Source organism: Acinetobacter sp. YWS30-1 (assembly GCF_033558715.1).
Lineage (GTDB): Bacteria > Pseudomonadota > Gammaproteobacteria > Pseudomonadales > Moraxellaceae > Acinetobacter.
Map to the genome: position 1 here is coordinate 1,948,194 of NZ_CP114606.1, position 22,924 is coordinate 1,971,117.

A 22,924-nucleotide genomic window follows, 5' to 3' on the forward strand; every position below is an offset into this window, starting at 1 on the left:
AGGCATTCCAAATCTCATTTATGTATTTTGCTTTAGTATAATTTTACTGTTTCTATTTTTTGCACTTGTCGCAGTGTCAAATCATCAATTCCAATTTTTCACTGTATTCTTAGATGCACTGCGATTTTCAGGATTTGGTTTATTGCTATGGATGTTTGGTTTTATCTGTCCTTTTGTCATTCCCTTTTATGCCTTTAAGAGTATACAGAGTCTGAAACTTCTCCATCGACTTCAGCTCAATGACATGCAAATTCTGCATATGGAAAAACTCAATCCGCAAAACCGGATTTATCATTTAAACCCTGTGAAAAATACAGTAAAGTGAACTGACTGATTTCAGATGCGATTCTCTATAAACTTTTATAAATAAAACTGCTGGCTAATATCACAATTTTGTATGAAACTCGGCTTATCTCGGCATTGAGTTCTGTTATGCTAAAAGTCCATAAAATCAAGCATGGATAATACACATGAACGTGACTATTGGTACTCCTCTTCAATCTTCAGCTTTTAAAGTTCTATTGCTAGGTTCAGGAGAACTAGGTAAGGAAGTGGTGATTTCCTTGCAACGTTTAGGTGTAGAAGTTCATGCTGCAGATCGTTATGCAGATGCTCCTGCCATGCAGGTGGCACATTTTTCTTATGCCTTAAATATGGCAGATGCAGCAGAACTCAAACAGCTCATTCAAAAAATTCAGCCGCATCTCATTGTTCCTGAAATTGAAGCGATTGCGACAGAAGTACTGGTTGAAATCGAAGAACAGAATATTGCAACTATAATTCCTTCTGCTAAAGCGGTTAACCTGACCATGAATCGTGAAGGCATTCGTCGTCTGGCAGCTGAAGAACTAGGCTTACCGACGTCTGCTTATCGCTTTGCCGCTTCTCTGGAATCTTTCCGCGCAGCCTGTGATGACATTGGTTATCCAAACTTTGTGAAGCCGGTGATGTCTTCTTCAGGTAAAGGCCAATCTCGCGTGAAAAGTTTTGAAGAAGTCGATGCTGCCTGGGAATATGCGCAAACAGGTGGTCGAGTTAATCAGGGCAAAGTAATTGTCGAATCACAGATTGATTTTGATTTTGAAATTACCCTGCTTACTGTGCGGGCTAAAAATCCTCAAACTGGCGAAATCGAAACCTCTTACTGTGATCCAATCGGACATCGTCAGGACTCAGGCGACTATGTAGAAAGCTGGCAGCCTCAGCCAATGAGTCCCGCTGCTCTGGAAGAATCAAAACGTATCGCGAATAAAGTCACCACGGCATTGGGCGGTTGCGGCATTTTTGGTGTAGAACTCTTTGTCAAAGGCGACAAAGTATGGTTTAGTGAGGTTTCACCTCGCCCGCATGACACTGGTCTGGTCACTTTGGCTTCCCAGTTCCAGAGTGAATTTGAACTGCATGCCCGTGCTATTTTAGGCTTACCAGTCAATACAGCTCGCCATAGTGTGGCTGCCAGTGCCGTGATTTACGCAGGTGTCGATGATCGCAACCTTTCATTTTCTGGCCTGAATCTTGCTTTAGCCCATGCCGATACCGATTTACGCCTGTTTGGTAAACCTGAAGGTTTTAAACGCCGCCGTATGGGTGTCGCGACTGCGCGTGCAGAAAGCATTGAACAGGCTCGCGAGCTGGCTCAACAGGTTGCTGACCAAGTTAATGTTCATCAAAATTAAGTAAATACAACGGACCACTGTTCATGATCAATACCTCCCCGCTGCTGAATTACATTAAAAGTCACAATGACATCAAAGCGATCAATCAATGGCGTAGCGATGTAGAAAATCAGCTTCAGGAATGTTTTGAAAATGGACAGTCCATCCGTGACATCATTCAGGCTCGTTCTAACCTGATTGATGAAGCCCTGCAATTTCTGTGGAATCATGCTGAACTTGATCAGACCGATTTGGCGCTTTTCGCAGTCGGCGGTTATGGCCGCCGCGAAATGCTGCCATATTCAGATGTCGATATCATGATCCTCTCAGAAGATGATTTCACTTCAGAGCAGGAAAAGCTGATCTCCAGCTTTATTTCTTCGCTTTGGGATGTGGGCAATTTCAAACCGGGCATCAGTGTTCGTACCATCAATGAATGTGTCAATCAGGCCAGCAGCGACCTTACTGTAGCGACGTCTTTGATCGAGGCACGTCTGATCATTGGCAATGAAAATTTGACCAAATGGCCACGCCGGATCGTGTCACAGACCTGGACCGATAAAACCTTTTTTGATGCGAAAATGGATGAGCAGCACAAACGCTATGCTCAGCACAATAATACTGAAAGCAATCTGGAACCGGATATTAAAAATGCACCGGGCGGTATCCGTGATATTAACCAGATTGGCTGGATTGCCAAACGTCATTTCCGCGTCAACCGTATTTATGACCTGGTGCATCTGGGCTTTATTTCAGAATTTGAACTTGCCGTACTCGAAGAAGCTGAAAGCTTCCTCTGGGAAATTCGTCATCATTTACACCGCCTGACCAAGCGCGATGAAAACCGCCTGCTGTTCGATTATCAACGGGATATTGCGGCGATGTTTGGCTATACCCGTGAAGAAGGTCAGCCACCGAACTATCCAATCGAACAGTTCATGAAGCGCTATTATCGTAGCGCGCAGCAGGTTTCAACTCTGAATGAAATGCTGCTGGCTTATTTCAATGAATCAGTGATTACTCCGCGTTTACCTCAATATGAACGCCAGATTGAAGAAATCAATGAAAATTTCAAACTGGTCGATGGCAAGTTAGCAGTTCAACATCACAAGATTTTCTCGGAAAAGCCAAGTGCCATTCTGGAAATCTTCTATTTGCTGGCCAATCGTCCTGAAATTGAAGGTATACGTGCCCGTACTTTACGTCTGCTTACACTGGCAGCTAAACGTATTGATCAGGATTTCCGTGATAATCCGGTACACCAAGCCCTGTTTATGGCCATCATTCGTTCACCGCATCGCCTATACGAAACGCTAGTTGCGATGAAACGTTATGGTGTTCTGGGCAAATATATTCCGGCTTTCGGACAGATTACCGGCCTGATGCAATATGACCTGTTCCATATCTATACCGTGGATGCACATACCCTGCTCTTGATCCGCAATCTGAACCGCTTCAAAGAACCCGAATTTGCCAAAGAATTCCCAGTGGTCAGCTCCGTGTTCCAGCGCCTAGCACGTCGTGACATTGTTTATCTAGCGGCTATTTTTCATGACATTGCCAAAGGTCGTGGTGGCGATCATAGTGAGCTTGGTGCAGCCGATGCGATTCAGTTCTGCCGTACCCATGGCTTTACCGAACGTGAATGCAATCTGGTTGCCTGGCTGATTGAAAACCATTTGTCCATGTCGGTGACTTCACAGAAAAAAGACATTTCCGATCCGGATGTAGTCAAAGAATTTGCTGAAAAAATGGGCGATATGGAGCATCTGGATTATCTGTACACGCTGACAGTGGCAGATATTAATGCGACCAATCCAAAACTCTGGAATACCTGGCGTTCTTCTTTAATGCGTCAGCTTTATACGCATGCACGTGATGTGATCCGTTCTGGCTTGGGCCGTCCGGTTGATTACCAGATGCTGATTGAAGATACCAAATTTGAAGCCAGTGAACGGTTGGTGGAACATTTCTCGCTTTATGATGTCGAAAAAGTCTGGCAGGAATTGGGCGATGATTACTTCCTGAAAGAATCTGCCGATGAAATCGCCTGGCATACCCGTGCCATTCTGGAACATGGGGATAATCCTGCACCATTGGTATTAATGCGTGCGCATCGTAAATATGCGCAGGATGCCGTGCAGATCTTCATCTATACCCAAGACAAGCCAAATCTGTTCGCTACCACGGTTGCTGTTCTGGATCGCATGAATCTGGACGTTCAGGATGCCCGAATTATTACCGCAACCAAAGCCTTTAGTCTGGATACCTATGTCGTACTTGACCGTTTTGGCACGCTGCTGACTGACCCAGAACGTGAAGCGACTGTGATTGAAGCCTTACAGGATGCCTTAAGTCATTCTGATGAATATCCAGGTCTGATGCAGCGCCGCATTCCGCGTCAGTTACGTCATTTTGATATTGAAAATACTGTCGATATCACTCTCAATGAGGCTTTAAATCAGAATATGGTGGAAATTGCGACACTTGACCATCCTGGTTTACTTGCGAAAATTGGCGGTTTATTTATGATGCAGGGTCTGGATATTCACTCTGCCAAAATTGCTACGCTTGGCGAACGTGCTGAAGATATTTTCTTTGTCACCAAAAAAGATGGCAGCCCAATGACCCAAATAGAGTCTGACAATTTTGCAGCGGCATTAAAAGCTGCTCTGGATGAAGCCTCACATCAGGTCAATGCTCAACACTAACACACTGCTCGGTAACACATTCATGAACTCTAGCTTGTCTTTATTGCATCCATATCCGTTTGAAAAGTTAAATAAACTTTTCGCGGATATCCAGCCTGCGAATATGCCTTTGATTCCCCTTTCAATTGGTGAACCAAAGCATCCAGCACCCGAGTTCGTGAAACAGGCGATTATTGATAATTTTCAGCATCTATCGACTTATCCGAACAGCAAAGGCTTACCTGAATTACGTGAAAGCATTGCCAACTGGCTGACTCGCCGTTTTAAACTGAATAGCATCAGTGCAGACAGCAATGTATTACCGGTTTCCGGTACACGCGAAGCTATCTTTTCTTTTGTCCAAGCTTTGATCAATCGTGAAGATGCGCCTTATGTGGTGATGCCAAACCCTTTCTACCAGATTTATGAAGGTGCTACCCTGCTTGCAGGTGCAAAACCTTATTTCATTAACTGTACTGAAGAAAATGATTACTTAGGTGATTTTGATTCAGTTCCGGCTGAAGTCTGGGAAAAAACTGCCCTGTTATTTGTGTGTACACCGGGCAACCCAACAGGTGCTGTTCTTTCTAAAGAACAGTTTAAAAAGCTGATTGCACTGTCAGACAAATATGATTTTGTCATTGCTTCTGATGAATGCTATTCAGAACTCTGGTTTGATGAAGCACCGACAGGTTTACTGGAAGTGTGTGCAGAAATTGGCCGAGATGACTATAAAAACTGTGTCGTTTTCCATTCTCTATCTAAACGTTCTAATCTACCAGGCATGCGTTCAGGCTTTGTTGCAGGTGATGCAGCTTTACTCAAACCTTATCTGCAATACCGTACTTATCACGGTGCAGCGATGCCGGTGCAACACCAGTTAGCATCAATTGCTGCCTGGAATGATGAAGCCCATGTAGAAGAAAACCGGGTACAGTATCGTGCCAAATTTGATCTGTTCCAGAAAGAATTAGGTCACTTGCTTTCGCTGAAAAAACCGGATGCCGGTTTCTACTATTGGCTTAAAGTGGACAATGATGAAACTTTTGCCAAAATGCTAATGGAAAAAGCGCATATCAAAGTGCTACCAGGCCGTTACCTGTCTCGTGAAACTACGCAAGGCAACCCGGGTGAAAACCATGTACGGTTGGCATTAGTCGCTGATCTGGCACAATGTGAACAGGTAATTCAACGTTTAAAAGCGATTCTTTAATCTTTTAAGAGCTAAACACAAATAAAAAAACCCACTTTCCAGAAGTGGGTTTTTTATGGATATTGGCTACAAATTATTCTTCTATTTAACGTATTTTCTGTTCATTAGAAATTAGACATTTCAAATAAACTTATAAAACCTTTTCAATTTCTGTTTCGATATCTTCAGGTTTGGTGGTAGGTGCAAAACGGTTTAATACCTTGCCATCACGACCAATCAGGAATTTGGTGAAATTCCACTTAATGCCATTTCCTAGAATTCCTTTAGAATTATTGGTCAAGTAACGGAAGATCGCATGCGCTTCCGGGCCTTTAACATCCACCTTGGAAAACATTGGGAAAGAAACCCCATAATTTTTCTGGCAAAATTCCCCGATCTGTTCATTTGAACCTGGATCCTGTCCGCCAAACTGATTGCATGGAAAACCTAAAACTTCCAGTCCCTGCTCTTTATATTTCTGGTAAAGCTTTTCAAGACCTGCAAATTGTGGAGTGAAACCACATTTACTCGCGGTATTTACGATTAAAAGTACTTTTCCTTCATAATCTGCAAGTCGTTTGTTTTTCCCATCTAACAACTCAGCTTCAAACTGATAAATGCTGGTCATGGATAAGTTTCCTCGTCAGTTTTTTCTTGTGTTTGTAATTCTAAAGAGGCCGAGTTTACACAATAACGTAAGCCAGTCGGTTCCGGACCATCCGGGAAAACGTGTCCCAAATGTGCATCACAATGATGACAAACAATTTCTGTTCTCACCATACCATGTGAAGTATCAGGTAATTCCTCTACAACTGAGCTGCTCACAGGACGATAGAAGCTTGGCCAGCCGCAACCGCTGTCATATTTGGTGGTTGAAGAAAACAGTGGTGTACCACAGCAACGGCAGACATAAGTCCCTTCCTGTTTTGTATTCCAGTACTTGCCTGTGAATGCCGGTTCAGTTCCTTTTTCACGCGTAATGCGAAACTCTTCTGGTGATAACTCTCTTTGCCATTCCCGGTCTGTTTTATTGAGTTTTCCCATCACTAACTCCTTTAAATCTTTGACATTCAATGTCATGCTTCAGTACTTCCATATTTACGCTAGAGATGAAAAAATTTCTAGCGAAATTTCAGCATAGATTGTGATATTTGCGTAATCTATAGGTTTAACTTAAAAATTAATTGGATGGAATTATGTCCGGTATTGGTAACACCCCCCCTCGCGAGATCAAGAAATCGTCTAAGCTTGAGCATGTTTGCTACGACATTCGCGGACCAGTGTTACGAGCGGCCAACGAGATGGAAGAAGCCGGACATAAAATTATCAAACTGAATATCGGAAATCCCGCCCCATTCGGCTTTGAAGCCCCGCAAGAAATCATTAATGATGTTGCACTGAACCTGCCAAATGCGATTGGTTATACGGATTCCAAAGGGATTTTCCCGGCACGTAAAGCGATCTGCCAGTATTACCAGCAAAAAGGCATTCTGGATATGCACGTGAACGACGTGTATGTCGGCAATGGCGTATCTGAACTGATCGTGATGGCGATGCAAGGCCTGCTGGATGACGGCGATGAAATGCTGATTCCAATGCCGGATTATCCATTATGGACTGCGGCAGTGAACCTGTCTGGCGGTACTGCGATTCACTATAAATGTGATGAAGAAGATCACTGGTATCCTGATATTGCGGATATGGAAAGCAAAATCACGCCAAATACCCGCGGGATCGTGATTATCAACCCGAATAATCCAACTGGGTCGGTTTATCCGCGTCATGTATTACAGCAAATCGTTGATTTGGCGAAGAAATATGACTTAATCCTGTTTGCAGACGAAATCTATGACAAGATCGTTTACGATGGCATTGAACATGTGTCAGTAGCTTCACTCGCAGGCAAGCAATTATGTGTATCGTTCAACGGTTTATCTAAGGCCTATCGTATTGCTGGCTATCGCTCAGGCTGGATGGCGATTACTGGTGATAAATCACGGGCAATGGACTACATTGAAGGCCTAGATATGCTGGCTTCAATGCGTCTTTGCGCGAATCACCAAGCACAATATGCAATTCAGACTGCACTCGGTGGCTATCAGTCTATTAATGACCTGATCCGCCCAGGTGGCCGTCTATATGAACAGCGCAATATTGCCTGGGAAATGCTGAACGAGATTCCAGGGGTATCTTGTGTAAAACCTGAAGGTGCGATGTACTGTTTCCCTCGTCTTGATCCTGAAATCTATCCAGTTGAGGATGACGAGAAACTGATGCTTGATCTGTTACGTGCCGAAAAAGTTCTATTGGTTCAAGGTACTGGCTTCAACTGGCCAACACCGGATCACTTCCGTGTGGTATTCCTGCCAGCAGAAAATGAACTGCGTGAAGCGATTACCCGTTTAGGCCGTTTCTTGGCAAAAATGCGTTAATTTATAAAATTAATTCCAAAAAACCGCATTCATGAATGCGGTTTTTTATTGTCTAAAAAGTTCCGCGATAAGCTTTACAGATATTTACAATAGAAGCATGCTGTTAATCTAGAGTTTCTTTTTTTAATAAAATCTATTCAGCCTTTTCTCCTTTAGCTTGATGATTCATGCTATTTTTTGAACAAATATAAAAATCCAAGAGTACATGGATGTCCTCAAATACGGTCAAGCTTAGCCTTTTTCTCTGCCTGAGTATGTGCTTAGGCATCGGCATTCTGCGTTTTTCCTATACTGCCCTGTTACCTGGTACACGTGAAGCCTTTGCCTGGAGCGCGAGTTTTGCCAGTCTTTTAGGTAGTGCCAATCTGCTGGGCTATTTAATGGGTGCTTTTGCAGCGATGCGCTTGCCCCAAGACCGAAGCATGAGTACTTATATCCAGCTTGCTGCAATAGCTGGAATGGTTAGCCTATTCTGTTGCGCTTTTTCAGGGTTTTCTGAAATCTGGTATATCAGCTGGCGCGTGATTTCCGGTATTAGTGGTGGCCTGCTCATGATTTTGTCACCAAGTGTCGTGGCTCAGTGCTGTGATTTAAAAGACCGTTTTAAAATCAATTTTATTGGTTTTAGCGGGATTGGATTAGGGGTTTTATTAGCTACCCTGTTTTTGCCTTATCTTGACCAGATTTCCATACGTACGGCCTGGCTGATCTTATGTGGGTTTGCCCTGATGATTTGTATCTGCTTAAGCCTACTGATACCACAATTTAAACCCTATCTAGCTAAACAATCTGTTTCTCATCCTGCGCAAGCACCTTTAAATACAGTCTTTTATAGTTTACTGGCGGTTTATGCCTGTAGTGCATTTGCCTATATTCCGCATTCCCTGTTCTGGATTGACTATCTCAGCCATGAACTAGGATTAAGCTTGTTCTGGATTAACTTTAACTGGATTCTATATGGATTGGGCAGTGCCTTAGGTGCTTTTTCTGCTTATGTTCTTGCAAGAAAATTTGGCAATTTTACTGCCCTGAAGATTCTTTATAGTGTATATATTCTGGCGATTTTCATTGCGACTCTAAATGCTAATCCGTTTCTCACTTTCAGTTCTTCTTTTTTTACCGGAATGTTGAATCCCGCTGTGGTTTTCCTCACTTCTTATACCATTTTGCAGCTGTATGGACTGGCCTATAAAAAGCTTTGGAGCATTGCGACTCTATGTTTTGCTGCTGTTCAGCTGATTGGAGGATTGAGTTTTAGCTCCCTGCAATATCTAGGATTGAACTACCATCAACAGTTTATGCTGGCAGCTTTAGTTTTATTAGCCGGAACTTTGCAACTGTTCTGGAATACACGTTCTTCCAAATATAAGACGAATGAGCAACCGATTTCTGTTCAAGAAGAAAAGAATTAAATAAAGATTAAAATCGGTCAATGCCCCAAATCCCAGGGAATAAAACCACGTCATTAAACGTGGTTTTATTCCATTTAATCTTTCTTCAAATCTTTAAGCGGGTTACCAAACTGTTTTAGATATTCAACGCCTAATTGCCGTGAACCCTGATCATTAAGATGATTATCATCCTTAAAACGATACAAAGGCACATCATTCAGCATCGTTTTACATGCCTGCTGATCACAGATGACTTTGGTTGGATCAACGATTTTCAATTGCGGATATTTCAGTTTTGCTTCTGCCAAAATCTGATTGAATTGCTTTAAATGTGCTTCATAACTTTTTCGAGAAACTGTACATGAAGCGTCTCGATGAAGAATCTCTTTACGAATATTACAATCAGATGGAATCCCTTCCCAGTCTAGATGTGGTACATCATTAATTAGCACCACCTGATCACTAGATTGATGGGCAATTTCTAAGGCTTTTATCAAACCTGCTTTAAATATCTCTTCCTCAGTATGATGGACACTATCTTTAAGTTTTACATCATCGTCAAAATACTGCGCATAAGATCCCGCCAGAATAATCATTGGATAATGGGTTTCTTTAAGATGTGCAGTAATAGCATCATTACGTTTTTGGAATTTGGTCAGTTCTTTCCATTGATTCAGCTTTAACTCAAATCGCTGCACACCTGGCAGATAAAAAGTTGAACTTTGCGTTGCATCATAACCACGTAAATCAGCATCCTTTGCCCATTCGTCCAGCATTGCTGTATAGGCATTGGCATGCGAATCGCCAATCAACAGGAAATCAATATCTTCTTTAGATTGTCCTAAGACACAATCTTGAGCATTGGGTAAAACATTTGGATCCGCGGTATCCATGCAGTTACTACGAATCACATGTGCATACGTGTATAATGCTTCCTGTTTGTCATGCACCGATTTTGGAAAACGCTCCGGGAAACCTTCATGTGTTTTGATGGTTTGGGCGATCGCAATAAAACTGACTGCAGGTAACAGAAATCCAAGAATAATCACTTTATAATTTGCAGCCATCACAAAGCGTTTCAGGGGTGTTTCAGCCAGTTTATAAGTCAGAAATGCACATATAAGTGATAGGAAAACAATAATAATCTGATTTTCCAGATTCAAGGGCAGCATATAAATGCCAAAGAACACGATTATCGGCCAGTGCCATAGATACAGAGGATATGAAATTTTACCAATCCATGTACTAAGACGATTACTCAATAATAAATTACTTGAAGATATGGATTGCCCCAAATAAATAATCAGTGCCGTTGCAATACATGGGATCAATGCCATCAGTCCTGGGAATGGGGTTTGCTGATCAAAATAAATTGCAGTTGCAAATAGAACACTTACCCCAGCCCAGACCAATCCCTGTAATAGTTTTTTTGGCAGATTCAGTTTTGGCAAGCAGCTAATCAATGCACCAATCAACAACTCAAATGCTCGTACCGGCATACTATAATAAGCTTTGGCCGGATTATGAGTCAATTGCTGCTGGGCGTATATAACTAAAGCGACAATGAATACACTAATGACAAGCCAAAGATATTTACGCGAGGTCTTACTCAAGAATAGCCATAGCAAGAGCGGCCAGAAAATATAAAACTGCTCTTCTACGCCCAATGACCATAAATGTAATAACGGCACATTTTCTACATTCGGGCTGAAATAATCTCCTACTTCATTCCGCATATACAGATTGGCAATAAGCACAGTCGCATACATGACGCTTTTGAAATATTCTGTCAGCTCACCCGGCAACATCACCTGCCAGGCAATCAGACTGACTATTGTCAGTACGGTAAAATATGCAGGTGCCAGACGAATCACACGTTTCTTATAAAACCGTGCAATTGAAAATTGCTGCAACTCAATATCGCGCGTCAGAATGGTCGTAATGAGATAACCGGAAATGACAAAGAAAATATCAACACCAATATAGCCGCCAGAAAATAATGACCAGCCGAGATGATTGAAAATGACCAATGATACTGCAATAGCTCTCAGGCCATCGATATCTGGTCGATAAGCAAAACTCATAAAAACAGGAAAAGCGGGAGATACGCTATTTTATGCTTTTCAATCTTTAGATGGCGATCTTTTACATTTTTTTTACATTCACCTGCGCTTATTCCAATTCTTCTACCTTTAAATAAGGATAAGGATTAGTCGCACCTTCTCCACTGAGATAAATCCCATAATGCAAATGTGGTGGTGTATTTTTCGCATTACCGGTATTACCGACATAGGCAATGATTTCACCTGCTTCTACCCAGTCTCCTTCCTGAATATGTTCAGCATAATCCTCCAGATGTGCATAATAATGTTGGCTTAAATTCGGACCAGTAATCCAGATAACTTTACCTCCTAAATTATTGGTTCCAATCTTGCGGACGATCCCTTGGGTCGCACTGACTACCGGTGTACCTCGTTGAGCAAAAATATCGGTTCCTTCGTGTTTACGTCCCTCACTGCGCGCTCCACCCCAAGTATCCTGAATCTGGCGAGGTTTTACTCCTTGTACAGGAATTTCTACCGGTCTAATCAGCTCAGATTTTTTTAATTGCCAGTACAGATACGGGCTTTTCCAGCCCGCTGGCTCACCTGATGGCGGTGGCTGACAGGCAGTAAGTAATATGCTTAAGGAAAATATTAAAAGCAGGATTTTGGGAATTTTCACAATAGCTCGCATAGCCGTTTAATGAGTGGTTCGTTTTATCTTAAGGAATACAGAAAAATTTAAAGTCAAAATCCTGTTATTTTTAGTGATGCTTTTTCCAGATTATTTGTCGGAAACAGTCTTAAAAATAACAAAACCCTCAGCTGAGGGTTTTGTTGAATCAGGTCTAAATTTTATTTACGCTTTTTCGCACGGGATGGTTTAGAGGGCTGCTGTTGCTGTTGTTGCTGCTCTTCATTCTGAGCGCTGTCCTTTTTATCCTTTTGCTGGACTTGCTTGTGTTTTGCTCTTGATTTAGCCATAGCATAAACTCCTTTGGAGAACTGTCTCTATCACTGGAAGTTGCATTAATCACTCTAACCTTTATATAAAATAAGCCAATCGCTGAGCTGTATCCAAATACGTCAATGTAACAGCATCTTTATTAAGTGATTCAATTCTAACTAGATCTATATTCGAGATATTTACATCGCTTACATAGCGTTGCATGTTGATACCTATTTTAACTCTGAGTATAAATATGGTTTTCTGAATAAAACCCTTCAAAAAATCTAACAATAGATGTGGATCCAACGTGATGATCCAAATTTAGCATTGATGTATCAACGTTCACAAAGTTTCCAATTCAGAATCGAACTAACGCAGTAATAGTATATTTAGTACGAGAGGCTATAAAATGTATGCCACAGTTTTCGCAGTCAAGGAATAACTGGATGATAAGGTAGATTGAATATTAGATCTGTATTCAGAGTCATCTTGTCACAATTTTGAAGTTTAACAATTTATTAATTTTGATTGTGCTACTACTTGCATAGAATCTGCTAAGGTTCAAATATTCTTAGCTCTATAATATTTTTATTGTTCCTATTTGAACAATTTTTTAATCCACATTATTTTATTCAATAAATAGTTATATTTTCTTTAAAGGAATTAAATTCTAAGGTTATAAAATTTATATCTTCCAAGTTATAAATTTAAGAACATTTAATATTTTCAATTTCTAAAACATTTCTTTAATTAATTCTACAAAATAATTCATAAGATAATTGTTCTTACATAAGGTGAAAGGGTTTTCACGCTAAGCCCGAATATCTTACATAAGCAGACACCGCTCATACATATCCAGAGAGTTTTATCCCCTACACTGAAATCAAGTTTTAGAAAATTAGAGGATTTCATATGAAACAGTTTTCGAAAATTCTAATACTCATTATGATAGGCCTTTATGGTACTTCTACTATTGCAGCAGATGCTATTCCTTTGGAAGCTAAAGCCGCCGCAGAAGCACAAAAAGCTGCACTAGAATATTCTGAAAATCAGAAGAGTGATTCAGACTCAGACTAAAAACAAAATAAAGCCCACGAAGGGCTTTATTTACATACGGGAATCATTAGAAAAAAGTTATTTTAATAACTCAATGATTGTCCTACTCCATAAACCATCAAGGTAATAAGGAATACGACCAATGCGGAGACAGCTAATTCTGCTTTAGTCATGTGTTTTACCCTCATGGAGAGCTGTACATTATTTATACACTACATAAGCATGAAACCAAATAACAAAATATTACATAATCTTGAATATTTAAACTAAATTAAAACACAAAATAAGAGAGTAAAACTATAAATTAAACCTTAATTATCAATAAATATATTTCTAATTATCAATTACTTAATGAATTTTATTTAAAAAATTAATAGATTATTTCTTTGAAATCATAAAATAATCTTTGTTTATAAAAAATTTTTCTATGTAATATATTGCCATTCCAAAATTTAAGCTTCTGAACTTAATGTCTTTTTAAGTCATTTCATAGGTCTTAATTTACTATTTCATAATTTATTTTCCTTATTTGATATCAAATTAAAACTAAACACCTGATATGTATTTTTAATTAATCAACAACTGCTAATTTATTTTCAATAAAATTCTCTTTTTTCCATAAAGATCATTTTTTATTATTTTTAAAACCTCAATATATAAATTTAAAGATCCTAAATAGAAGGATCTTTAAGTTTTAAATTACTACATAGATTTGAGTACTTCTAACTCGAAATCAAGCTCCATCATCTTTTCCAGATTTGGTACAATCGCATTCACCCAAGTGCCACTATTCCAGACTTTCAGAATTTCATTTTCTTCCTTATAGAATGCACAGTCCTGAGCTGATATATGATGAATAACCTGGGTTCCTTCTGGTATATTTCTCATACAGACCTCCACACATTTGGTTTATTTTTAATTTAGCAGAAGATTTGAATTTTTCGTTTACATTGCTTTATAGAGTTGTATTAATTGACTATTTAATAGATTAATCATGTAACTTTCATTTTGATACAACTTTTCTTACTCATCTTATCTAAAAATATTTAAATGATAAAAATAAAAAATCCCAACAATATATGTTGAGATTTTCTATTTATAATCAAATTAAACTAGCAGTAAATATAAGTAATGCTCAGGCTATAAAATCTCGTAAAATGTGTTGATTGATCACTTCATCAAAACTTAGATTTGAAAGATTTTGCTTGTTATGTTTGATGCTTTTATAACAATAACTCGCTGCAATACCCATACTAATTAAAGTCAACAATTTCATTGTTCACCTCAAAATTAAAAATATTAGAAACTGTGAAATTAAAATATCAGCTTGCTTTGTAGTGGTCTAAGCCAGTTTGGAAAGCTTTTTGTATGGTATGTAAATTCATCAAAACTATTTCAGCTCTATAAAAATCATTATCAATTTTTTGCTTAGCCTTGAATTGTCTTATTTTCCCTTAACTGGCTCAACGAATGCAGTAGAAAATAAGGATCATTGATGATTAACATTCTTAAACGGAAGATCATATTTGAATACAAAAAGTACATCATTTTAAAGCGGCATGGCCGCAATCAAATGAGATGCAAAACATAAATTCGAGGAAGATAAATCAGAATCTGCTATGATAGCTTCCACTTAGTGGACTCTTTTATGTCTTCCCTTATCTCCTATTTATAAGTAAAGGAGTATCACAATGGGCAACATGACTGCCACATCAGAATTATTTTATATATTTTAGTAGGTTAAAGTGAAAATTGTCATTCTTAACAAGCCTTATGACGTCCTCTCCCAATTTCGTCCAGATGAAAAACATCAGACTATGGCAGATTTCGTAGACGATCCGGATCTGCGTATTGCCGGTCGTCTGGATATGGATTCTGAAGGTTTGATGTTCCTGACCGATCATGGTGGTTTAAACCAATATATTACCAATCCAGCCAGCAAAAAATTCAAAACTTATCTGGTTCAGGTCGATGGTGATATAACTGAAGAAGCTTTGGAACAGCTTCGTAAGGGCGTTGAACTGAATGACGGTATTACGCTGCCAGCCAAAGCAATCAAAGTCACTGAACCGGAATGGTTATGGGAACGTAATCCCCCGGTACGTTTCCGTGCTTCTGTTCCAACTTCATGGGTTGAAATTTCAATCTGTGAAGGCCGTAACCGTCAGGTACGTCGTATGACTGCAGCAGTCGGCTTTCCTACCTTACGTTTGATCCGCACCAAAATCGGTTCGATTGATCTGGTACAGTTGGGTCTGCAACCAGGTGAAACCAAAGAAATCGAACCGTTGCTCTATCCAGACTTTAAAGATGTGCCTGCACAGGAACCGTATCGTTCGCGCTCTTATGTGAAAAAGCCGGGTGGTACCGGTGGTAAACCGATTAACAAGAAAGTAACGAAAGACGGCACCAAGAAAAAAACCGGTACACCACGTATCTGGCAAATGGAAGAAGGTGAAAAACCACGTCGCAAGACCAATGGTACCACCCGTCCAAATACCAAGAGTCGTGGCCGTCGTACACGTTAAGCCACTGCTCAGGTCGGGAAGATCAAACTAAAAACCACACCTTGAGGATGGTTATTCACCTGAACTTCCCCCTGATGCAACTGCATAATCGACTGCACAATCGCCAAGCCCAAACCACCCGTTTGGGCTTTTTGATGCCGGCTGCTATCAATCTGATAAAAACGTTCAAACAGATGGGCTAAATGCTGCTCGGGGATCTGTACACCTGCTGTCAGCACATCAATTCGACAGCTATTTTCTGTAGTCGTCGCCGTGATTCTGATCTCGCCATTTTCCTTGCCATATTGCACGGCATTGCTGAGCAAATTGGCAAGCGCACGTTGCAGATGTTCCGGATGCGCAGATAGATTCAGTTGAGCCGGAATATCCGCATAAATAGACATATTTTTTTCTTCTGCCAGAAACTCAAAATATGCCAGCAAATCCTCTATGATCTGGCTCAGTTCTAGTGTCTGTTTTTCTATCTGATAGTGGCCATGTTCCACCCGGGCAATAAACAGCATGTTTTCAATCATCTGGGTCAGACGTTCATACTCTTCCAGATGGGAATACAGCAAGTTTTCTAATTCATCACGACTACGTGACTTCGACAAGGCAATCTGGGTTTGCCCCATCAAGTTATTCAGGGGCGTTCGTAATTCATGAGAAATATCTTCAGAAAATCGGGCCAGCTGTTCATAGCCTTGCTGGATTCGGTCCAGCATGGCATTCATGGCCTCTGTTAATTGCTGTACCTCAATAGTCCGGGATGGCAACTCGATACGCTGATCCAGCTGCTGCACATTAATTTGCTGAGTGGCGTAAATTAATTGGCGCATGGATCGCAGTAGATAGTGTCCCATCAGCCAGACTAACAAAGTGGATAAAATAATACCGAGCAGAGTGTATATCACTAATTTTGTCAGGTAATGCTTTAAAACCTGTTGCCCTGCCACGAGCTGCTTACCGGCAATCAGTTGATAAGTCTGTCCATTAAAGCTCACTTGCTTAAATGCCAAACGGGTCGTAGCTTGTTCAAGCTTATTATTTTGATAATTCAGTCTACTGTGATAATCCAATAGAGGAATAGTAATATCTAAAGGATTAATATCAATTAATGTATTCTGCGCGTTTTTAAGGATCAGTAAGTTGTCTTCCTGTCCAAGCATATTCTCATAAAGCTCCGGATGTTCGATCAGCACTTGAAAACTTTGCTGATCAGCCAGAAATATTTCTATTCTGGAAATCCGCAAGGCCAAAGCTTCATCCTGCTGTTGTAGCACCATCTGCTGCATATTGTGATAGGACAATCCGCCGATGCTTAAAAAAACGATACAAGAAATGAGGCCAAAAGCGATGCCGAGACGTGTGCCCAAATGCATTTTCATGCTTGCACATCCATTTTATAGCCCATACCGCGTACAGTATGAATAAGTTTTGGACTGAAGTGATCATCAATTTTAGAACGTAATCGGCGTACAGCAACATCAACGACATTGGTATCAGTATTAAAATTAATATTCCAGACCAGTGAAGCAATTTGTGTCCGGGTTAACACTTCGGACTGGTGTTCCATCAGCAATTGTAAAAGCGCAAACTCTTTTTGGGTAAGCTCAATTTTTTGCTGGTCTCGAAATACTTCCCGAGTTAAACGATTCAGTTCTAAATTGGCTACCTGATACATTTCATGTTCAACTTTTGGTACACGGCGCAGCAGACTTTTAATTCGAGCCAAGAGTTCGATATAAGAGAAAGGCTTGGTTAAATAGTCATCTGCACCCAGTTCCAATCCTTTGACCCGGTCAAGCACATGATCTTTGGCCGTCAGCATAAGTACCGGGACTTTAGAGAAAGTACGCAAGGTTTTGAGGACTTGCCAGCCGTCCAGGTCGGGCAGCATCACATCCAGCAATACCAGATCAATTTGTTGCTGTTCCAGCACCGATAAAGCATGTAGGCCATCACCCACCTGGGTAGTCTGGTAGCCGGATTCATTTAAGCCTGTGGCCAAGAAGCCGGCAATTTTGGTTTCATCTTCTACAATTAAAATATGCATGGGCTGAGTTTAATCAATTTCATACAGCGCAAAGATTACAAATTGGTAATCTGATTGTCATCCATGAGCTTCAATTCTTTGATTATGATCTTCTCAATTTCTATATGACTGAACATTATCATGAGAAGCAGATTGAATCAGAGAAAAATATTGATATATCTAGCGAGTTTGGCGATGGCCAGCTTAAGTCATGCTGAATTAAAAACAGCCTATACTATGGACTTAAGCACAGCAAACCAACTTGCTGAGAACGTCATGCAGGCTTGTCAGAAAGCCAGCAAACCCGCTGCAGTCACAGTACTGGATCAAGGCGGCAATGTCCTGACCAGCCAACGGCATGAATCTGTCGGAATTCACAATTTAACTGCATCACAGCGTAAAGCCTTTACTGCATACTCGACTAAGACAAATACATTAGATTTTATGCGTCATGCACAAAAGAACCCGGATGCACAGAATTTAAATACCTTGGATGAATTGTTATTACTGGGCGGCGGGGTGCCTGTAGTTTATAAAAACCAACTCATTGGCGCTGTTGGTGTCGCAGGCTCTGGTGGCTCTGAACAGGATCATCAGTGTGCCGTACAAGGCATTCAACATACTTTAAAACAACTTTAATTTTATCCATCTCTAGAGTAGGAACAGACAAATGAAAAAAATTATTTTTGGTGCTCTTCTAGCGGCGACAGCAAGCTTTTCTTTTGCACAGAATCCTTTAAGTGTGCATGTGCTGAATCAGGAAACTGGTCTGCCTTCCGCCAATGTCGCGGTGATTCTGGAAGCTCAGCAAGGTGACAAGTGGATAAAACTGAATGAGTTAAAAACAGATGCCAATGGCCGTATCAAAGAGTTTTATCCTAAAGATACAGCTTTACAGAAAGGCATCTATAAAGTGACCTTCAAAACCGGTGACTGGTTTAAGGCCAATAATCAACGCACTTTCTTCCCTGAAGTACCTGTGGTATTTACGATTGACGGTGCTTTGGAGCACTATCATATTCCCTTATTACTGAGCTCTTATGGTTATTCAACCTATCGTGGTAACTAATTCTTAATCCCTAAAAGCGTCATTTTCATGGCGCTTTATTTTGATAAGTAAAATGGCTGCATTTCATCATTCATCTGGCTTTCGCTTGTTATTTATCTCCTAGAGTGCTATTTATGATTCATATAATTAATATTTTTAAAATAAGTGTATCTAAAAAAGGAGTTTTGCAATGGATCAGCAAGTGAACCAGATGTTTAATCAGGACCGGTTAATTCAGTATCTCGGTGCGCATCTAATTTCTTATAACCACAATCATGCGAAGATTGAACTTAAAGTGTCTGAACAACATTTACAGGGGCATCAGACCTGTAACGGCGCTGTGATTTTTGCATTAGCTGATGCTGCATTTGCCATTGCCTGCAATACCGGCGAATACCCAGCAGTCGGCCAACATTGTGGTATTCATTATCTGAAACCGGCACTGCTCGGTGATACCCTTACCGCCATAGCTGAACATAAAGCCAGTAGCGGTCGCAGTGGGATTTACGATATTCAGATCCTGAATCAGGAAGATCAAATCGTGGCTGAATTCCGTGGAACCTCACGACTGATCGTTAAATAATTATTCTAAAACTTAATGCAATAAAAAAAACCGGTGCATCAACACCGGTTTTTTAAAACAGCAAATGCTAAATTAAGCTTTCAACCATTTCTCAGCTTTAGTTTGATCTTCAACTTTCAATTCAACTTCAGTCAGTTCAGAACCACCATTTTGAACGTCAAAAGTCATCAGCTCATCACGACGGAATGCATGGACAGTATAAGTACCTTCCTGTTTCGCATATTTCTCGACAAGTTTCGTCGTTGCTTTAAGTCCATCAATCGCCACAATCACATCATTCGCTGAAAGGCCCGCTTTCACCCCTGCTCCATCACGACGTGCAGACTGAACCAGCACACCTTCAGGCTTATCTACAAGTTTCAAACCAAATGGTAATGACTTGTCATTTTTCAGCGTATAGCTCACGCCAAATTCAGGTAATAACTGATCTAATGGCAATTCATCAGTAGTATTGATCAGGTGATTAATCTGTTCTAACCAGTTATCACCAGTCAATTCCTGACACAATTCGAAAATAGTGCGTTCATTGACCTGAATGCCATTTTGCGTATTTTCATATAGCTTACGCATCAAAGCGTCCAGACTTGAGCCACGCAGACGTAAACCTAGATCCAGACAAAGTGCAACTAAACAGCCTTTATTGTAGTAGCTGGTACCGGCATTATTTGAGTTTTCATCCTGACGATAGAATTTTACCCAGGCATCAAAGCTAGACTCAGATACTGACTGAATAAAACGTCCCGGGTTTTGCAAATAACGGTCAATCTGCGCTTTGAGCAATGCAATATAAGATTCCTGATTAATCACGCCACTACGGAGCAGAATCAGGTCATCATAATACGACGTAAACCCTTCAAAGATCCAAAGCAAAGAGGTATAGCCTTCTTTATTTAGATCATAATTCACGAAGTTTTCTGGACGAATAAATTTCACTAACCATGAATGGAAATACTCATGACTACATAGGCCAAGGAAACGCTGATAATCTTTCGATGGCTCTTCAGGCTCATCTACTTTAGGGAAATCATCACGCGGTGTAATCAGACTGGTTGAGTTTGGATGCTCCAAACCGCCATAGCTGTTCCCGGTGGCTATGGTCATAAAGGTATAATCATTGAATGGCGCAGAACCGAACATGGAAATTTCTGTCGCACAGATTTTTTCAATGTCCTGCTTCATACGCTGTTCATTCATCGCATGCTTGCCTGACACCACAAACTCATGCGGAATGCCATTGGCTTCAAAGCTGAAACGGGTCTGCTCTGCCAGTTCAAACGGCGCATCAATCAGTTCAGCATAGTTTTTAGCTTTTAAGGTATAACGACCTTTGACCAGACTTTTAGCCTGCATACCTGTCGCAAGCTGGAAATGTTTTAGCTCATCCGGCAGGAATACTTCTACTTCAATTTCTTTATGTTCCTGACCTTCCAGCCCTAAACATGCACAAGCCGGGTTCACATAAAGACGGTTTTGATCCACATATGCACCACGAACAGACAGGTCATACGCATAGACATCATATTCCACCGTAATCAGTTCATGATCCGTATTGAATAAACGCCATTTATTCTTTTCAAACTTCTGGATTTGTAGCTGGCGTCCATCCTCATCATAAGCCTTGACTGCTTCAATATGCTTGGAGAACTCGCGAATCAGGTAACTGCCCGGAATCCAGGTCGGTAAAGAAAGGACTTGCGTTGGGTCTGCTAAAAAGCGAAGAGTTACGTGAATAAGGTGCTGACGATAATCGTCAAATTCGATTTGATAATGCAACATAATGGGCGATATAAAATACAAATAAATGAGTTATAGCTTAGCTTAGCATTTTTTAGGCCAGTATTGCTTAGCTGTCGCATTTGTCTACATTTCTGACTAGCTATCCTTAAAAAAAAGGCATAGCATGCGTGAAAATTAAATCGTTCATCGACCGGTTGGTTATTAAGGAACACCTTTGAAATACATCATCTCACTGCTTGCAGTTCTCAGCCTGTTTGTGCCTGCAATTTCATATGCTGCCCTTCTGAATATTTTGCCTGAAAGCGTTGAAGCAGAAGCATGGACCATTCTTGATTCACAGTCAGGCCAGGTCATTGCCGAACACAATGCCGACGTTCAACGTGCTCCAGCTTCCCTCACCAAAATGATGGTCGCTTATATTGCATTGAAAGAAATTCAGGCGGGTAAATTAGATAAAAGTGAAGTATTAACTGCAACACCGATTGTGAAAACAGTGATGTGGGATGAGTCACAAATGTACCTGAAAGAAGGTGAGCAGATTTCGATTGATCAACTTCTGGCAGGTCTGATTATCATGTCGGCGAATGATGCTGCTGTGACATTGGCAGAAAAAATTTCAGGTGATATTCCGAGCTTTGTCGAGCGAATGAATCGGGAAGCAAAAGCTTTAGGTATGGTTCATACCCATTTCCAGAATCCGGCCGGTATTACCATGCCTGAGCACTATTCTACTGCAGCGGATCTGGCGCGTTTGTCGGCAGCTGTAGTCAATCAAACTCCGGACTATCTATATTATTCCAAACAGCCAAGTTTTACCTATAACAACTATTTCCACCGTGCCACTAACCGTGTGTTGCAAGTGGACTCAAGCGTCGATGGTTTAAAAACTGGCTTTACTCGTGCAGCCGGCTATAACCTGGCGCTCACCGCCAATCGTCCAACTTATGATATGGAACTGCCCCACCGTCGTTTGATCGTGGTTGTTCTAGGTACCAAAAGTGCTGCCAAACGCGCTGAAGTGTCGCATAAGTTGATGAATCTGGCGTATACCTATACCCGTAATGAAGTCGCCATTAAAGACAAACAGCTACTCGCTGAATTACCGGTGATCAAATCGACTTTGAAAATGTTTAAGGTTCAGACTAAACAGCCGCAGATTATTACGACATCTTTATATGATCAGAATTATGCCATTGACCTGAACCAGTTCGATCAAAACCATCAACGGGTAATGTTAAATACAGGTGATGGTGTAATGCAAAGCATTGAACCGCTCCATGAAACCCAAACTCATATCAATGTAGAAATGACTGCTTCTGAGTTAATTGCACCTATGGCCAAAGTGATGCCATTAGCGACGATTCATGTCTATCAGAATAATCAGCTTATTCGTACCATCCAGATTGAAGATATGGTGGAACTTGAAGAAGCCAGTTTCTTCCAGAAATTTCTGAGCTGGTTATCCAGCTTCTTTAGCATCTTTGCAGAAAGTGCACCAAGTGCCAAACTCTATCCAATCCAGAAATAAACACTGAATACAGTTAGAAGGCCTCTCATTTGCCTTCTAACCCCCCCTTAAATTTCTCCCTTTTCTCTCGTCAATTTTA

The 22,924-nt window shown here is 40.7% G+C and carries 21 protein-coding genes; 11 read left to right on the plus strand and 10 right to left on the minus strand.

The annotated features are described in order from the left end of the window. Positions 1-461: 461 nt before the first annotated feature. From purT to dapC, 3 genes are read left to right on the plus strand one after another with little or no spacing between them, the layout of a single operon-like run. Entirely contained in the window at positions 462-1,676 is a 1,215-nt protein-coding gene (gene purT / locus O4M77_RS09100) for a formate-dependent phosphoribosylglycinamide formyltransferase (protein WP_200230862.1), read from the plus strand. A 23-nt stretch (positions 1,677-1,699) separates the two neighbouring features. After that, entirely contained in the window at positions 1,700-4,366 is a 2,667-nt protein-coding gene (gene glnD / locus O4M77_RS09105) for a [protein-PII] uridylyltransferase (RefSeq protein ID WP_200228804.1), read from the plus strand. Positions 4,367-4,388: 22 nt separating this feature from the next. Next, positions 4,389-5,558, plus strand: coding sequence for a succinyldiaminopimelate transaminase (gene dapC / locus O4M77_RS09110; RefSeq protein WP_200228806.1), 1,170 nt, complete (start codon positions 4,389-4,391; stop codon positions 5,556-5,558). Between the two features lie 130 nt (positions 5,559-5,688). Here dapC and O4M77_RS09115 read toward each other — a convergent pair whose 3' ends face one another. Together O4M77_RS09115 and msrB are read right to left on the minus strand one after the other, a co-directional pair. Continuing rightward, on the minus strand, positions 5,689-6,165 hold the full coding sequence (locus O4M77_RS09115) for a glutathione peroxidase (RefSeq protein WP_200228808.1): 477 nt from the start codon (positions 6,163-6,165) through the stop codon (positions 5,689-5,691). Then, a complete protein-coding gene (msrB, locus tag O4M77_RS09120; protein ID WP_004784131.1) occupies positions 6,162-6,581 on the minus strand; it encodes a peptide-methionine (R)-S-oxide reductase MsrB in 420 nt (139 codons plus the stop codon). Before msrB ends, O4M77_RS09115 begins: the two co-directional genes overlap by 4 nt. 152 nt (positions 6,582-6,733) lie before the next feature. Here msrB and O4M77_RS09125 point away from each other — a divergent pair, with 152 nt between their 5' ends. Both O4M77_RS09125 and O4M77_RS09130 read left to right on the plus strand, forming a co-directional pair. Next, positions 6,734-7,969: a pyridoxal phosphate-dependent aminotransferase gene (locus O4M77_RS09125; RefSeq protein WP_004784132.1), complete on the plus strand. Its 1,236-nt coding sequence runs from the start codon at positions 6,734-6,736 to the stop codon at positions 7,967-7,969. A 209-nt stretch (positions 7,970-8,178) separates the two neighbouring features. Beyond that, on the plus strand, positions 8,179-9,381 hold the full coding sequence (locus tag O4M77_RS09130; protein WP_180018757.1) for a YbfB/YjiJ family MFS transporter: 1,203 nt from the start codon (positions 8,179-8,181) through the stop codon (positions 9,379-9,381). Positions 9,382-9,455: 74 nt separating this feature from the next. On the opposite strand, the gene O4M77_RS09135 is transcribed toward O4M77_RS09130, so the two are convergent. The 3 genes from O4M77_RS09135 to O4M77_RS09145 all read right to left on the minus strand — a co-directional run bounded on the left by O4M77_RS09135 (position 9,456) and on the right by O4M77_RS09145 (position 12,386). After that, positions 9,456-11,444 (minus strand): acyltransferase family protein, encoded by a 1,989-nt coding sequence (locus tag O4M77_RS09135; RefSeq protein WP_323713373.1) that lies wholly within the window; start codon positions 11,442-11,444, stop codon positions 9,456-9,458. Positions 11,445-11,532: 88 nt separating this feature from the next. Beyond that, positions 11,533-12,096: a M23 family metallopeptidase gene (locus tag O4M77_RS09140; protein ID WP_179993073.1), complete on the minus strand. Its 564-nt coding sequence runs from the start codon at positions 12,094-12,096 to the stop codon at positions 11,533-11,535. Between the two features lie 161 nt (positions 12,097-12,257). Further along, positions 12,258-12,386, minus strand: coding sequence for a hypothetical protein (locus tag O4M77_RS09145; RefSeq protein ID WP_004784138.1), 129 nt, complete (start codon positions 12,384-12,386; stop codon positions 12,258-12,260). An 877-nt stretch (positions 12,387-13,263) separates the two neighbouring features. Between O4M77_RS09145 and O4M77_RS09150 the strand changes: the two genes are divergently transcribed. Further along, on the plus strand, positions 13,264-13,428 hold the full coding sequence (locus tag O4M77_RS09150) for a hypothetical protein (protein WP_179993072.1): 165 nt from the start codon (positions 13,264-13,266) through the stop codon (positions 13,426-13,428). 681 nt (positions 13,429-14,109) lie between these two features. Here the strand turns inward: O4M77_RS09150 and O4M77_RS09155 are convergent. Together O4M77_RS09155 and O4M77_RS15925 are read right to left on the minus strand one after the other, a co-directional pair. Further along, positions 14,110-14,295: a hypothetical protein gene (locus O4M77_RS09155; RefSeq protein WP_200228810.1), complete on the minus strand. Its 186-nt coding sequence runs from the start codon at positions 14,293-14,295 to the stop codon at positions 14,110-14,112. A gap of 247 nt (positions 14,296-14,542) precedes the next feature. After that, complete coding sequence (locus tag O4M77_RS15925; protein ID WP_373683635.1) at positions 14,543-14,683, minus strand: hypothetical protein; 141 nt, start codon at positions 14,681-14,683, stop codon at positions 14,543-14,545. A gap of 469 nt (positions 14,684-15,152) precedes the next feature. Here O4M77_RS15925 and O4M77_RS09160 point away from each other — a divergent pair, with 469 nt between their 5' ends. Continuing rightward, positions 15,153-15,935, plus strand: coding sequence for an rRNA large subunit pseudouridine synthase E (locus O4M77_RS09160; RefSeq protein ID WP_005236402.1), 783 nt, complete (start codon positions 15,153-15,155; stop codon positions 15,933-15,935). A gap of 8 nt (positions 15,936-15,943) precedes the next feature. Here the strand turns inward: O4M77_RS09160 and O4M77_RS09165 are convergent, their stop codons facing one another. Together O4M77_RS09165 and O4M77_RS09170 are read right to left on the minus strand one after the other, a co-directional pair. Further along, positions 15,944-17,302: a heavy metal sensor histidine kinase gene (locus tag O4M77_RS09165; protein ID WP_200228811.1), complete on the minus strand. Its 1,359-nt coding sequence runs from the start codon at positions 17,300-17,302 to the stop codon at positions 15,944-15,946. Continuing rightward, positions 17,299-17,970: a heavy metal response regulator transcription factor gene (locus O4M77_RS09170; RefSeq protein ID WP_200228813.1), complete on the minus strand. Its 672-nt coding sequence runs from the start codon at positions 17,968-17,970 to the stop codon at positions 17,299-17,301. The genes O4M77_RS09165 and O4M77_RS09170 overlap by 4 nt, the downstream gene beginning before the upstream one ends. A gap of 174 nt (positions 17,971-18,144) precedes the next feature. Here O4M77_RS09170 and O4M77_RS09175 point away from each other — a divergent pair, with 174 nt between their 5' ends. The 3 genes from O4M77_RS09175 to paaI all read left to right on the plus strand — a co-directional run bounded on the left by O4M77_RS09175 (position 18,145) and on the right by paaI (position 19,580). Beyond that, a complete protein-coding gene (locus O4M77_RS09175) occupies positions 18,145-18,588 on the plus strand; it encodes a GlcG/HbpS family heme-binding protein (protein WP_227607379.1) in 444 nt (147 codons plus the stop codon). Positions 18,589-18,619: 31 nt separating this feature from the next. After that, complete coding sequence (uraH, locus tag O4M77_RS09180) at positions 18,620-19,018, plus strand: hydroxyisourate hydrolase (protein ID WP_159123243.1); 399 nt, start codon at positions 18,620-18,622, stop codon at positions 19,016-19,018. A gap of 169 nt (positions 19,019-19,187) precedes the next feature. Then, on the plus strand, positions 19,188-19,580 hold the full coding sequence (paaI, locus tag O4M77_RS09185) for a hydroxyphenylacetyl-CoA thioesterase PaaI (RefSeq protein ID WP_180004073.1): 393 nt from the start codon (positions 19,188-19,190) through the stop codon (positions 19,578-19,580). Between the two features lie 72 nt (positions 19,581-19,652). Here the strand turns inward: paaI and O4M77_RS09190 are convergent, their stop codons facing one another. After that, positions 19,653-21,356, minus strand: coding sequence for a M61 family metallopeptidase (locus O4M77_RS09190; protein ID WP_180004071.1), 1,704 nt, complete (start codon positions 21,354-21,356; stop codon positions 19,653-19,655). A gap of 175 nt (positions 21,357-21,531) precedes the next feature. On the opposite strand from O4M77_RS09190, the gene O4M77_RS09195 reads away from it, so the two are divergent. Next, the gene (locus tag O4M77_RS09195; protein WP_323713374.1) at positions 21,532-22,845 is read left to right on the plus strand and encodes a D-alanyl-D-alanine carboxypeptidase PBP6B; all 1,314 of its coding nucleotides are present in this window, start codon (positions 21,532-21,534) and stop codon (positions 22,843-22,845) included. Positions 22,846-22,924: the final 79 nt, after the last annotated feature.